The sequence below is a fragment of the Hyphomicrobium sp. genome (genome assembly GCF_020852195.1).
Classification (GTDB): domain Bacteria; phylum Pseudomonadota; class Alphaproteobacteria; order Rhizobiales; family Hyphomicrobiaceae; genus Hyphomicrobium_C.
Genome location: NZ_JADZBI010000238.1, coordinates 1 through 11,945, shown reverse-complemented (window position 1 = coordinate 11,945; position 11,945 = coordinate 1). Strand labels below are relative to the sequence as shown.

General features: G+C 62.3%; 14 protein-coding genes and 1 pseudogene. 7 read left to right on the top strand and 8 right to left on the bottom strand.

Annotation, left to right across the window (positions count from 1 at the left end):
- Nucleotides 1–56 precede the first annotated feature (56 nt).
- Nucleotides 57–647: a helix-turn-helix domain-containing protein gene (locus tag IT540_RS19600; protein ID WP_291181560.1), complete on the top strand. Its 591-nt coding sequence runs from the start codon at nucleotides 57–59 to the stop codon at nucleotides 645–647.
- 13 nt (nucleotides 648–660) lie between these two features.
- Complete coding sequence (locus IT540_RS19595; RefSeq protein WP_291181559.1) at nucleotides 661–1,461, top strand: SRPBCC domain-containing protein; 801 nt, start codon at nucleotides 661–663, stop codon at nucleotides 1,459–1,461.
- A gap of 9 nt (nucleotides 1,462–1,470) precedes the next feature.
- Here IT540_RS19595 and IT540_RS19590 read toward each other — a convergent pair whose 3' ends face one another.
- The 4 genes from IT540_RS19590 to IT540_RS19575 form a co-directional block, all read right to left on the bottom strand.
- Nucleotides 1,471–1,917, bottom strand: coding sequence for a VOC family protein (locus tag IT540_RS19590; protein WP_291181558.1), 447 nt, complete (start codon nucleotides 1,915–1,917; stop codon nucleotides 1,471–1,473).
- An 81-nt stretch (nucleotides 1,918–1,998) separates the two neighbouring features.
- Complete coding sequence (locus tag IT540_RS19585) at nucleotides 1,999–2,649, bottom strand: glutathione S-transferase family protein (protein WP_291181557.1); 651 nt, start codon at nucleotides 2,647–2,649, stop codon at nucleotides 1,999–2,001.
- Between the two features lie 139 nt (nucleotides 2,650–2,788).
- A complete protein-coding gene (locus IT540_RS19580) occupies nucleotides 2,789–3,085 on the bottom strand; it encodes a hypothetical protein (protein WP_291181555.1) in 297 nt (98 codons plus the stop codon).
- A gap of 69 nt (nucleotides 3,086–3,154) precedes the next feature.
- On the bottom strand, nucleotides 3,155–3,919 hold the full coding sequence (locus IT540_RS19575) for a DUF899 domain-containing protein (RefSeq protein WP_291181554.1): 765 nt from the start codon (nucleotides 3,917–3,919) through the stop codon (nucleotides 3,155–3,157).
- Nucleotides 3,920–4,011: 92 nt separating this feature from the next.
- Between IT540_RS19575 and IT540_RS19570 the strand changes: the two genes are divergently transcribed.
- Both IT540_RS19570 and IT540_RS19565 read left to right on the top strand, forming a co-directional pair.
- On the top strand, nucleotides 4,012–5,232 hold the full coding sequence (locus tag IT540_RS19570; protein ID WP_291181552.1) for a helix-turn-helix domain-containing protein: 1,221 nt from the start codon (nucleotides 4,012–4,014) through the stop codon (nucleotides 5,230–5,232).
- A 33-nt stretch (nucleotides 5,233–5,265) separates the two neighbouring features.
- Entirely contained in the window at nucleotides 5,266–5,925 is a 660-nt protein-coding gene (locus tag IT540_RS19565; protein ID WP_291181550.1) for a PQQ-binding-like beta-propeller repeat protein, read from the top strand.
- A gap of 44 nt (nucleotides 5,926–5,969) precedes the next feature.
- Here the strand turns inward: IT540_RS19565 and IT540_RS19560 are convergent, their stop codons facing one another.
- Nucleotides 5,970–6,695: a hypothetical protein gene (locus tag IT540_RS19560; RefSeq protein WP_291181548.1), complete on the bottom strand. Its 726-nt coding sequence runs from the start codon at nucleotides 6,693–6,695 to the stop codon at nucleotides 5,970–5,972.
- A 124-nt stretch (nucleotides 6,696–6,819) separates the two neighbouring features.
- On the opposite strand from IT540_RS19560, the gene IT540_RS19555 reads away from it, so the two are divergent.
- Together IT540_RS19555 and IT540_RS19550 are read left to right on the top strand one after the other, a co-directional pair.
- Nucleotides 6,820–7,161 (top strand): helix-turn-helix domain-containing protein, encoded by a 342-nt coding sequence (locus IT540_RS19555; RefSeq protein WP_291181547.1) that lies wholly within the window; start codon nucleotides 6,820–6,822, stop codon nucleotides 7,159–7,161.
- A gap of 14 nt (nucleotides 7,162–7,175) precedes the next feature.
- Nucleotides 7,176–7,303 (top strand): annotated as a pseudogene (locus IT540_RS19550) (dihydrofolate reductase); the annotation flags it as partial.
- Between the two features lie 167 nt (nucleotides 7,304–7,470).
- Here IT540_RS19550 and IT540_RS19545 read toward each other — a convergent pair.
- Together IT540_RS19545 and IT540_RS19540 are read right to left on the bottom strand one after the other, a co-directional pair.
- Nucleotides 7,471–8,436: an HNH endonuclease signature motif containing protein gene (locus IT540_RS19545; RefSeq protein ID WP_291181546.1), complete on the bottom strand. Its 966-nt coding sequence runs from the start codon at nucleotides 8,434–8,436 to the stop codon at nucleotides 7,471–7,473.
- A gap of 195 nt (nucleotides 8,437–8,631) precedes the next feature.
- The gene (locus IT540_RS19540) at nucleotides 8,632–10,902 is read right to left on the bottom strand and encodes a recombinase family protein (protein ID WP_291181545.1); all 2,271 of its coding nucleotides are present in this window, start codon (nucleotides 10,900–10,902) and stop codon (nucleotides 8,632–8,634) included.
- A gap of 130 nt (nucleotides 10,903–11,032) precedes the next feature.
- On the opposite strand from IT540_RS19540, the gene IT540_RS19535 reads away from it, so the two are divergent.
- Nucleotides 11,033–11,320 carry a hypothetical protein gene (locus tag IT540_RS19535; RefSeq protein ID WP_291181544.1) on the top strand — a complete coding sequence of 96 codons (288 nt, stop codon included), beginning with the start codon at nucleotides 11,033–11,035 and terminating at the stop codon, nucleotides 11,318–11,320.
- Nucleotides 11,321–11,673: 353 nt separating this feature from the next.
- On the opposite strand, the gene IT540_RS19530 is transcribed toward IT540_RS19535, so the two are convergent.
- On the bottom strand, nucleotides 11,674–11,945 hold a 272-nt coding region (locus IT540_RS19530; RefSeq protein ID WP_291181543.1), incomplete at its 5' end, for a hypothetical protein.

Genomic DNA, 11,945 nt, shown 5'->3' with positions numbered 1-11,945 from the left:
CGCAAACACCACTGAACCCGCATTGACAAAAAAAATTGTCAATGCGATAAGTGCACATGCTTGACCTCGACGTTATCGATGCTCCGGCCGCTGCGGCGGTCGCGCTGGACCCGATCAAGGCCCGTCTGCTGGCCGAACTTTCGCAGCCGGCCTCGGCCGCTTCTCTTGCTACGCGGATAGGCCTCACGCGCCAGAAGGTGAACTATCACCTGCGCGCCTTGGAGGATCACGGGCTAGTCGAGGCAGCCGAGGAACGCCAATGGGGCGGACTCACCGAGCGGCTGATGGTGGCGACGGCCTCATCCTATGTCGTTTCACCGACGGCGCTCGGTCCCATTGGCGCCGATCCGGCGCGCAACAACGACCGCCTGTCGGCCAGCTATCTCATTGCGCTCGCGGCCCGCATCGTGAGCGAGGTCGGTGACCTGTGGCGCAGCGCCCGGCAAAAGGACAAGCGACTCGCTACGCTTTCGATCGACACCGTCATCCGCTTCCGGTCGCCTGCCGACCGCGCGGCCTTCACGGCCGATCTCGCCAACGCCGTCGCGGCGCTGGCGGCGCGCTATCACGATGCAAGCGCGCCGGGCGGTCGGCCACATCGGCTCATCGTCGCTTCCTACCCCGCGCCGGCCGACGCCAAACCCTAAAAGGATATCTCTCATGCCCATCAAGAAGGACGGCAGCGGCAAACGCTGGGTGGAGATGGAGCTGATTGTGCCCGGCACGCCCGAGCAGGTCTGGCAGGCAATGGCGACGGGTTCCGGCAACACCGCCTGGTTTACGCCGACCACGATCGACGAGCGCGTCGGCGGCGCGATCCATTTCGACATGGGCGAGAACGGAGAATCCAAGGGCGAGGTGACGGTCTGGGAGCCGCCTTTGCGGTTCGGCTATGTCGAGCGCGACTGGGGCGAAGGTGCGCCCCCTCTCGCGACGGAAATCACCGTGACGGCCAGATCGGGCGACCGCTGCATCGTTCGCATGGTGCATTCGCTTTTCGCCTTGACGGACGATTGGGACGACCAGATGGAAGGCTTCGAGAGCGGCTGGCCCGGTTTCTTTCAGGTGCTGCGCGTCTATCTCGCGCATTTTGCCGGCATGAAGGCGGCCGTGGCGTTCGCGATAACGCGTGTCGAGGCGCCCCAGCTCAATGTCTGGAAGCAACTGACCGAAGGGCTTAGTCTCGCCGGCGCCAATGTCGGCGACGAGAGGACACTGCAAACGCCCGAGAAACTATCGGGTGTTGTCGAGCACGTGCAACAGGACACCAAGCAGCGCTATGTCCTGTTGCGCCTGAGCCAGCCCGCTCCCGGCATCGCGCTGATCGGAACCTACGGCGTCGGCGACATCACGAATGCGAGCCTGGCCTTCTATCTCTATGGTGACGATGCCGAGCAACGCGCCGCGGCGAGTGAACCTCGGTGGCGCGATTGGCTCGGAAAAACTTTCAAGCGCGCATAGGCTACGGGATCAGCCCTGCGGCGGCTTCCAGTCAGCCGAAGGTATGGTGTTGACCATCCATGGCACGCCGAACTTGTCGATGAGAGAGCCGAAGCCGGGTGACCAAAAGGTCTCGCCGAACGGCATGACCTGCTTGCCACCTTCGCACAGTTGATCGAACCAGCGCTGGCTCTGGGCTTTATCCTCGCTATGCAGCGTGACGTCGAAGCCGTTCTTGGGCTTGTCGATGTTGCTGGCCCAGCCGACGTCCATGTCGGCGCCCATCAGCGCCTGGTCGCCGACCTCGAGCCAGCAGTGCAGCAGCCAGGTCTTGTACTTCTCGTCGGTGATCGGCATGCCCGGGGGCGCATCACCGTAGGGCATGGCGACCGTGATCTTTCCGGCGAGGACTTTGGCGTAGAACTCGAACGCCTCGCGGCACTGACCCTGGAAGCTCAGGCTGGTCACGATCTTCATAGTCGTCTCCATTTGATCGAGGGTTCGGTACCTCTCGCTCCGCAAGATGGTCATTCCGCGACGGGCGGTTCACGATCGGTCCTAAGCCGCGTCCTGGCGGAAATCCGCAAGCTGGGCCTCCAGCGCGCGCTGGAATGCGGGGCGAGCGATGCAGCGTTCGACATAGGCGGCGAGCCGCGTGTCGCGCTTCACAATGTCGGTATACTCGAGGATGCGCAGCACGGTGGACATGATCAAGTCGCCCGCCGTGAACCGATCACCATCGAGGTACGGTTTCTCACCCAAGGCATTGGACAGGCCGGCGAGGCGACGCTCCACGAACTGGACGGCATCCGGCCGGCGCTGCTTCGCCCACGGCTCGTCAGCGTGGAAAAGGTCGATGTCGGCGACATTACCGACATAGGGCTCGACCGAGTTGAGCGCGGCGATCACCCACTGCGTTGCACGCGCGCGCGCGGCCGGATCGCGCGGCAGCAAAGCTTCGCAGCGCTCGCCGATGTGAAGGACGATGGCGCCGCTCTCGAAGAGAACGAAGCCGTCCTCCTCGAAGGCCGGCACCTGCCCGAATGGCTGCATTTGCCGATACTCGGGCTTGTCCTGATCGCCCTGCTCGAGCAGGCGCGACCCATAGGGAAGTCCGGCCTCCTCCAGCGCCCAGCGGACACGGAGGTCGCGGACTTGCCCGCGCGCAAAGTCAGGCACCCAGCGGAAGGCGGAGATGGTGATGATCATGACGCGGCTCCTGCTTTCTGTTGCTCTGCAATCACCCGGAGGACGATCCGCGCAGGCCGATCCCGACACCCGGCAGGAACTTTTTGCCAGCGCCATGGTCTGATGCTTACGTACCGGGATACCGAACCGGCCGCTGGGATCAGGTCGGGCGGGTGCCGTTGCCTCGGCCGGAAAGCAGCCTCAGCCAAGGCACCGAATGGAAAACGCTCATCAGTGCGTACATGACGGCCATGCTGTTCAGCGGCGACGCATGCTGCGTGGTCGAGCACAGTACGTCCGGCGGGACGCCCTCAAGGACAAAGGTAAGACCCGCCAGGATTGCGAAGGTGGGAGCGGCGGCAAGGGCAATCCAATCGGAGACGCCGAGCAGGACCACGTGGCGGCTTGTGCGACGGGTCGGGTTGCTGCCGGATTTGAAGGCGTACGCCTCGCCCATAGTGGTCTCCTCCTGCGATCGTGCGCCGTGCCCAAGAGAAGGTAACGGCGCCGCGTGCGTCGGAAATACTCAGCGCTGGGCGTACTCGTCCCATCGGCGCCACCACACGCCTGCCTCGTTCCGCCCCTTCGGTGCACGATCGAGCCACGCGTAGGCACCCCAGAGGCCATCCAGGCCGCGGGCATAGGCGGAATAGGTGTGGTAAACGGTACCGTCCTCGCGCGCGAAGGCGCTCAGGCCCGGCCTGTCGCGCGTATAGTCCGGCACGTCGGTTCCGCAGGTCGCCGCAAGCTGAGCGACGGGCTCCGGAGCCGGCCTCATGTCCATACCGTGGCCGCCGCGCCGGTAGTTGTATTCGATTCCGCCTTGGCTCTGCTGCTCCTCGGTGAAGTAGACGTTGAAATCGTGGTTGAAGTCGTTCGCGAGGGACGATGCCCAGGGAAAGGTCCAACCCATGCGCCGTTTGTAGGCCTGCAGCTTTTCCAACGGCGCGCGCGAGACCGCCCACAGCATCACGTCATGGTTGGCGAGATGGACCGTGAAGCCGTTGAAGCCGTCTGCAATCATCGAGCAGGAGGGGCAGCCGGCCGACCAGTCCGGGCCGAACATGAAATGGTAGACGAGGAGTTGCGAGCGCCCCCCGAACAGATCACGCAGCGGCTGCTTCCCCTGGTCGGTATCAAAGACATAGTCCTTGTCGATTCGAACCCAAGGCAGATCCTTGCGCTGGCGCGCCAACTCGTCGCCGCGTCGGGTGAGCTCCTTCTCTGCCTGAAGCAGCTCGATCCGCGCTGCGAGCCACTCGTCCCGGGTTCCGGTCCTGTGTGTCGTCATCTCTTCACGCTCCCTTGGGTGTCTGGTGCCCGTGCGATAGATTTGGCACCCGGTAGGGATGGGGTGGGAGTGACAAGTGCGTCGGGATTCCGATGGACTCGCTGATCACGGCTGCGGCACGCGCTCTCGCAACGGGTGATCCCCTTGGCGCCTTGAACCGGGTCGCGCTGCGTGACGATGCGCCAGCCCTTGCGCTTCGCGGCATCGCGATGGCGCAGCTTGGCGACTTCACGCGCGCGAAAGCTCTCCTGAAGCGTGCGGTGCGCACCTTCGGTCCGAGAGAGGCCGTGGCGCGGGCGCGGTGCGTCGTTGCCGAGGCCGAGATCGCACTCGCGTCACGTGACCTCGCCTGGCCGCCGAAAGCGCTTGGCGCGGCGCGGTCCATGCTCGAAGAGCGCGGCGACTGGGTGAATGCCGCGCATGCCCGGCATATCGAGGTCCGGCGCCTCCTTCTGATCGGACGCCTGGACGAAGCTGAAAATGCCCTCGCCCAGGTGGATCCATCACCGCTGCCGCCGGCGTGGCGCGCCGCGCATGAGCTGGTGGCCGCGGGGATCGCCATTCGGCGTCTCCTCACGAAGAGCGCACGCGACGCCCTCTCATGCGCAGAGCGCGCGGCACATGATGCCGGTGTGCCCGCGCTCATAGCCGAGGTCGAAAGTGCATGGCATGTGCTGCGCACGCCAGCGGCTCGACTGATTGAGCACGGCCAAGAACGTCCCCTCCTGCTCGAGGACGTCGAAACGGTGTTGGCATCGAACGCCTTGATCGTGGATGCGTGTCGTTACGCAGTCCGTCGGAGAAACACGATGGTTTCACTCGCGCGCCGGCCGGTGTTGTTCACGCTTGCCCGCGCGCTTGCCGAAGCCTGGCCCAAAGACGTATCGAGAGGCGATCTCCTGGCGAGGACATTCCGGGCCAATCATGTCGACGAGTCGCATCGCGCACGATTGCGGGTCGAGATCGGTCGCCTTCGAAGAGCTCTGCGACCGCTGGCCGACGTAACCGCAACCAGGGACGGCTTTGCGCTCTCGCCGCGATCCGCACGCGGTGTCCTTGTGCTGGCGCGACCCGTCGAGGAAGAGCATGGCACAGTCCTCGCGCTTCTTGCCGATGGCGAGTTGTGGTCCAGCTCGGCCTTGGCACTTGCACTTGGGACCAGCCAGCGCACCGTGCAGCGCGCGCTTGACGATCTCACCGCCGCAGGGAAGGTCCAATCGTTCGGCCGGGCGCGGGCGCGGCGCTGGACCACGCCGCCGCTGCCGGGTTTCACGACGACATTGTTACTCCCGGCGCCGTTGCCTGGCGCTTAAGTTTCCAGGATATCTGAGCGACAGAGGTGCGGCATGAAACGCGCAGCAGCCGAAATCCTGCGAGAATACGGTCCCTTTCCCGGCGCCGAAAAGGTGCACGGTCTCACGTTCGACGGAACCAACGTGTGGTTTGCGTCCGATAACAGGCTGAATGCCCTCGACCCCGAAAGCGGCGAGATCGTCGGCTCGATCGACGTCCCCGCGCACGCGGGAACGGCCTTTGACGGGCAGCATCTGTTTCAGATTGCCGAGGACCGCATCCAGAAGATCGATCCCAAGACGGGGCGCGTGCTCTCGACCATTCCGGCGCCGGGTGGCGGCGGCGACTCCGGCCTGGCCTGGGCCGAAGGATCGCTCTGGGTGGGCCAGCACAGGGGCCGGAAGATCCATCAGATCAATCCTGATACGGGCGCCATCCTGCGCACCATCGAGTCCGACCGCGTGGTGACCGGCGTCACCTGGATCGACGGCGAGCTCTGGCACGGTACGTGGGAGGGGGACGAGAGCGATGTGCGACGCATTGATCCACAAACCGGCGAGGTCCTTGAGCGGCTTGAGATGCCAGCCGGTGTGGGCGTGTCGGGACTCGAGTCCGATGGCGGCGAGCGGTTCTTCTGCGGAGGGGGAGCCAGCGGCAAGGTAAGAGCCATCCGCCGGCCCCGGCAAACCTCCGCGCCCAAAGCGAACAAGTGACGACGAGCGCGAAGGCGCCGCATGCGCAGACGGACGCACTCCGGTCAATCAGACCGGCGGCTCAATTTCCACAGCGATAGAACATGCAGGATAATGGACAATGGCACGAGGAATGCCGGTACCATGACCAGAGGATACGCGGTGATCAGCTCGTTTGGGCGGTCGATCGCCAGCACCTGCATCAGCGACGGTGCCGTTAGAAATCCCGTCGTGACGGCAACTATGAGATCCAGCATCCCGAAAACGTTCCAGGCGCGCGCGATGGCGATCGCACCACGGACGCCTTTGGCGTAGATGACCGCGACGAGAGGCGCTGCGACGCCCACGATGATATCTCCGATCCCGGCGGGGAGAGCAAATTCGCCCGGCGATCTGCCTGTCGCCCACAGCGCCAAGAAGACGGCGCCAAGGCTGCGGTACACCTGCGCGCCGATCAGCCACTGCTGGGGAACAGCAAGAACGATTTCCCGCCCCCGGCCTGTGAGCAGAAGGAGGAGCAGCAAGCCGATGATTGGGGTGAAGAGTGCAAACTGCACCAGCGGCGCTTCATCTCTTCCCGTAACGAACGTTCCGGACCTGCTGAACCAAAGTGCGGTGAAAAACCAGCCCAGGAACACAATCGCAGCGATCACGCCTGTCGCAAGCTGCTGGTCAGCCGGAATCCGCGATCTGCGGATCGAAGCCCATAGGGCAAGCAACACAAGTGGAGGCGCAATGCTTTGAAACCCGACGAGGGCCATGCGCCAAAAGTCAGGGATTGCCGGATCCATCGTTGATCTCCGGTGTTTACGACTATAATTATAGTAGTGACTATGAAAATAGGAGTCAATGCGTAAGTCGTAGCTGGGAACCCTGATGAGCGCTATATTACTGGCCTAGGTCGAGAGAGCCCGCATGCCTAAGGCGAAATCATCCCGCGCCAACGACAATGATCGCTGTCCCGTAGCGGCCGCTCTCGCCGTCATTGGTGACACGTGGACGCTGCTCGCAATCCGAGATCTTCTTCGCTTCGGCCCGCGCCGCTTCCAAGACCTGGAAGCCTCGTTGTCCGGCATCAGTCCGAGCACGTTGTCCGCGCGGTTGAAGCGTCTCGAGGAGGCCGCCGTTGTCGAGCGACGATACTATGAAGATCATCCGCCACGTGCGGAGTACGTTCTAACCGACAAAGGAAAGGCTTTGGGGCCAATCATCCTTGCCATGAAGCGTTGGGGAGAGGCCTATGAGATTGACGCATAAGGCGTCTCGACTTGGTCTATTTGCACCCCGTCGTGCTTGGTCGCGGCAAGTCATTTTTCGCCGGCCCCCGCCGCCGCTCCGCCTTGTGGCCAACCATCGGATTGGCGAGCACGCGATTAGACTGACCTACGTTCCTACTTAATCGAGCAAGTTGCCCGACGGACTGCGCCGACGCGTCAGGTCCGGCTATACAGCCGCTTGCTATGATCGCTCCTCGCTCCTAAGCAGACGTTAGCTGGAGCGATTATTAGCAATGCCAGAAGTCATGCCTCTATGTCCGCAATTGGGACGTCGCGTCATTAAAATCCCTCAACGCAAGACCGACTGCAATAGTACCGACTGACGGTGAAAATCTAAGAACGCCTTCTGTCCGCTCGTAAACGAACCAACGTTTGTCGGCGCAGTTACGTCAATGCCCATGCGCTGCAACGAGGGCCTGTGCGCAACTGGAGACAAGATGAGCCGCCCATCGTCCTCGAAACCGATAAAGCCACGATCGAAGAGGTGATCGATGGTCGGAGTTAGGAGGAGGCCGTTTTCGCCGTTCAACCGTTCCTCGTTGGTTGCATCCCTCCACGGCTTGCAATGACTTGCCACCAGGTGCGTTGGATTCTCGACGCCGGTGATGCGACATCGGCTCTCGATCCGCGCCACACGGTCACGGAATAGCCCTTGCCCGCGCCTCGCCCGAACGAGCGCGGTCCGATCAGTCTCGGCAATAGTCGCGTCGTCCTCGATCCGGCGTTCGATCTTCACTTCCCACGTGTCTAGATCATCGTCGGGAACCGGATTGACTGCTGCACCGGCCGCACGAATGGCATCCGCCTCGGCGCCTATCAGTCCGAACAAAACCTCGGCCAGTAGATCCGGGATCTCAGCCAAATAGATCGACTGCAGGCCATTGCCGTTGATCTGGAGAGGCGAGTACTTGGCTGGCAGCAGTGGCCTTAGAAGATCGATGTAATCTTTGGGTCGGATCTGGTGGAGAAGCTGCGTGAACGCGACTCGCACCCTCCAGCCCACGTCCTCCCAGTTTTGACCGGCGGTGCCGAACTCTGACGGCTTGGGACTTTCCCAGCAATAGGACTGGGCGATGCCGATTGCGACTAGGCGAGTATCGACGAACGACAATATCAAGTCGCCCGGAGCAACTTCCCGCATCGTCTCGTAGAACGGGTTGCGCGCACTGTTCGCATTGCGTTTGGGCGACCACAAATAGCCGCCCGCCACCTCGTGCCGGTAGGTCTGGTTCTGGTTCACCCACCAATAGCGCATCGAACCGGTCTACATCCCTTGCGCCAGTCCTCCTGGCGTGGGCCAGCGAGCCATTAGGAACCGATCGCATCCTTTCTCCAACGGCTTAGGAGTACTCCGACGCGAAGGCCCATATACCCGATATGCTCGGCCACGGGACAATCTTCGTCAAGGCTGGGATCGGCGAGTCGGTTTGCCGGGTGCCACGAAACTACCTCATCGGATCAATGACAGAGAGTGTAAAGCGTCCTTGTCATGCCGAGTGAGCCACGTAACGACGCTCCGGATCTCCATCAATCGCCGCGCAAAGGCCTCTACCGCAACTAGGTCTAGTGCATTCCGACCACAAGATGCGAAGGCCGGTTTCGCAATGCGAAGCAAATGCTCCCGTTCGGCGACCATCGACTTCAGGCGCCGAGGGTCCGCGCCATAGATGTGCTTCCGCGAAGCATCCCGCAGTCCCCGCGCAGGAGTTGCGGCCACCAGCGCTCGTGCGAACTCCTCTGTCATGTCATTCACAAGGATGATGAGCTCAGCGGCTTCGGCGCGCGATCGGTCATTGAGCTTGGCCAGAACCATACGTGCCCGACGCGACAAACCTCCGTTACCCAAGAGGTCCAGCGCGGCCTCCCGCAGGTGAGCGCGATAGAACCGTTCGCCGGACTCCTCGATGTGCCTTTCCGGATGGTACAAAGCATAGGGGGCGGTTTCGATGCCATCTGCGCGAAGGATTTCGCGGAGATGCGGATCGAGCACGACTCTTGCCAAGGTCTGCCGCAGCATATCCAGTCGCAATGCCACGGCGGTTGCCCGATTCATGGCGTCGCGCATTTGTCTGGAGGCGCGCGAGAATGCCCCGCTATAAGTTTTGCAGGCCTGCGGCTGTGAGCGCGTCTTCCGTGCGGGTCGCTCGGGCAAATCAGGACGGCAAGGTGGAGCATCGCTCACGGCCGCGCCGAGGTCCGCCTGCCCCAACCGCTGTCGGGCGCACAGGGCAAAGAGGGGTTCGAGATCATTAGAACGTAGTGCTTCCAAGTCTGCCGGATTCCGGGGCGACAGTAGGCACTCCTTACGCAGCTCCGCGCTCGGAAAAAAATAGAAGGCTTGCGGGCGTTCGCTTTGGCCATTCATCAGCACCGCGATCCTCAGATCATCAATGCCCATAGCTGGTTTAACGAGCCAACGGGGGTGCCCCCGCTGAGACCGCCTCTGCTGCGCGACTGTTACCGTGATCCGGATTTCGTGATTGACCAGAAACCGACATGCGCCGCTTAGCCGCTCGACCTCTTGTCCCCGACTTCGCATTCCGGTCAGGATAGCGTCCGCCGTTGCCGCGCGAAGACGTTGAGCTGCTTTGTTGTTTGCCAGGAACGCGAGATTTCGGTCTGGCCGATAGCCAGCCAGCTCATAGGCGGAGATCAGGCTGCCGAACCGCCTCCGAATGGCGGTGACACAAATGAAGCGGCCCTTCTTCACTAGCCGTGCGGTAATCCGCCCGTGCTTGCGGTAGATAGCGCGAAGACGCGTCACGATCTGCTCGTCACTCAATTTCGCCGAGCGGGCAGCACGGATTTTCTGCGCCTGCTCAAAGAGCGAACGGCTGATGATCGGTTCAAAGGCTCCATCAAAACGTGCCCAAGTCTCGCGCGGGTTATGTTGCCGGGCTATTTGCAGCTTGAACGACGACCGAGCCCATACGCTGTCGCCGATATATTTTTCTGACGTCAGTACCCGCTTCACGACGGCCTTGGACCACTGCCGGCCGCTTTCGCTCCGTACGCCGTCTCGGTTCAACGCCTCGGCAATGGCGATGCTCCCCAATCCGCACTCGACATAGTCCCGATAGATGCGGTGGACGATTGCAATCTCTTCCGGAGGACCGGGCACGAGAATGACCCGATCCGTCGCAATGCTCTTGTATTCTCCCCGTTTCAGGATGGTCTTCCGTCGGCCGCTGGAGTCGACAAGGCAGCGCCGCAGGCCAAATCCCGGGCTCCCTCCCTGTCGGAAGCCGAGCTCGATCAGGCGGCGTTTGCCTCTGAAAACTTTATCCGACAGCTCACGGCTATACTCGGCCGCCAACGCCCGTTTGACGACCTTGCAGATGCTGGCGAAGGGCGTGCCGTCGTTTGAAAAGGGCTCTGCACAATACTCAAGGCGAACGCCGCCCAGTCGGCACAGGTATTCGAGGTGGGCACTCTCGTCGGCATCCTGGAAGCGCCCCCACCTGGATACGTCGTAGACCAGGATCGTGTCGAACACGTCCTGCCCGGCGGCAACATCCGCGATTAGCTGGCGCAAGGCGGGACGCCCGCTGATGGTAAGCCCGCTCTTGCCTGAATCCTCGTATGTGGCAACAATCTCAACGCCATGCGAGGCGGCATAAGCGGCAATGGCGGCTTTCTGATTGGCGGTTGAATACTGCTGATAGTCGGTCGACATCCGCACGTATTGAGCAGCCTTCTTGCTGCCGATCGAAGCAGACATGCTCTTCTCCCTCCACACTCTTGCAGTCATTTGACCGCGAGTTGCGAAGGAGCCAAAGTATCAGGTGGTGGGTTGGGCTCAGCGCGCTTTTCCTGGCGCTCCTGTCTAAAGCACCTGTAGGCACGATCAGATGCTTGGTTTCGTTCAGCGCTGGATAGATCGACGCCGGCAGTTGCGCGCGCTATGGCAGGCCGACGCGCGAAGGCTGATCTTCAACAACGAGCTTATGGCGTATTACGACGCGCAGCGCCTTGTCGCCCGCTCCCGGGCCATGGGCGACAGAAATGGCTTCTGGCATTGGTCCAAGGTCGCCGCGGAAGTCGCCCGACTATCCGACAAAGCCGGGATGGATATCGCCACCGTCAAGGCCATCGCTGATGAGGAACTCGGCCATCCCAGTCGAGGCCAATCCGAATAGAGCGGTGCCTACACGCTCCTCCGTCAATTGCGGACCAGAACCGGGAAGTAATCCGAGCCAAAAGGCTCGGCGCTTGCGATGTGGTTGAGCTTCACCGGCGAGAACGGCGACCCCGCCTACTCAGGACCGCGGCAGAAGTGTTTTGCGAGGGGTTGCCGCGTCCAAAGAGGACGTGAACGGTAGTTCAGATCCGAAGCTGGTTGCTAACTGCCAAACGTCAATATGTCCGGAAACGAAAGCAGCGCGTCAGTAGTTCAGACGTCGATTTCCTCGGCGATGCGATGGCACGGCAAGCTAGGTGTGCCCGGCTATTTCCCGAACCCTCCCAATCAGGCGCGTCGCCTCCCGGGTAACTACGGCCAAGGCGCCCGCGCCGGGCGTCTCCGGCCATCGAGCCCAGGGGGATTAGGATCAGCGGGCTGTTGGTCTTGCGGATGTCTCCCTCCCTTCGAGATGACGAGGCTCGTGTGGTCGGCGAGGAACATGAAGTGCCTCCAGCCCTTGCCCTTCCCATCATCATCCTCCGCGGCCTCGCAGATCAGACCCAATACCGCCTCGGACACCTGATGATTGGTCCCTGCCACGAGCGCGGTCTTTGGTGGTAGGGAGTGGGAGAGTCGGCGTG

Excerpts from the sequence above, each read along its gene's own strand:
- IT540_RS19535 (WP_291181544.1), top strand. The coding sequence starts at position 11,033 with ATGCTTGGTTTCGTTCAGCGCTGGATAGATCGACGCCGGCAGTTGCGC.
- IT540_RS19595 (WP_291181559.1), top strand. The coding sequence starts at position 661 with ATGCCCATCAAGAAGGACGGCAGCGGCAAACGCTGGGTGGAGATGGAG.
- IT540_RS19580 (WP_291181555.1), bottom strand. The coding sequence starts at position 3,085 with ATGGGCGAGGCGTACGCCTTCAAATCCGGCAGCAACCCGACCCGTCGC.
- IT540_RS19590 (WP_291181558.1), bottom strand. The coding sequence starts at position 1,917 with ATGAAGATCGTGACCAGCCTGAGCTTCCAGGGTCAGTGCCGCGAGGCG.
- IT540_RS19600 (WP_291181560.1), top strand. The coding sequence starts at position 57 with ATGCTTGACCTCGACGTTATCGATGCTCCGGCCGCTGCGGCGGTCGCG.
- IT540_RS19575 (WP_291181554.1), bottom strand. The coding sequence starts at position 3,919 with ATGACGACACACAGGACCGGAACCCGGGACGAGTGGCTCGCAGCGCGG.
- IT540_RS19570 (WP_291181552.1), top strand. The coding sequence starts at position 4,012 with ATGGACTCGCTGATCACGGCTGCGGCACGCGCTCTCGCAACGGGTGAT.
- IT540_RS19540 (WP_291181545.1), bottom strand. The coding sequence starts at position 10,902 with ATGTCTGCTTCGATCGGCAGCAAGAAGGCTGCTCAATACGTGCGGATG.
- IT540_RS19585 (WP_291181557.1), bottom strand. The coding sequence starts at position 2,649 with ATGATCATCACCATCTCCGCCTTCCGCTGGGTGCCTGACTTTGCGCGC.
- IT540_RS19560 (WP_291181548.1), bottom strand. The coding sequence starts at position 6,695 with ATGGATCCGGCAATCCCTGACTTTTGGCGCATGGCCCTCGTCGGGTTT.
- IT540_RS19545 (WP_291181546.1), bottom strand. The coding sequence starts at position 8,436 with ATGCGCTATTGGTGGGTGAACCAGAACCAGACCTACCGGCACGAGGTG.
- IT540_RS19555 (WP_291181547.1), top strand. The coding sequence starts at position 6,820 with ATGCCTAAGGCGAAATCATCCCGCGCCAACGACAATGATCGCTGTCCC.
- IT540_RS19565 (WP_291181550.1), top strand. The coding sequence starts at position 5,266 with ATGAAACGCGCAGCAGCCGAAATCCTGCGAGAATACGGTCCCTTTCCC.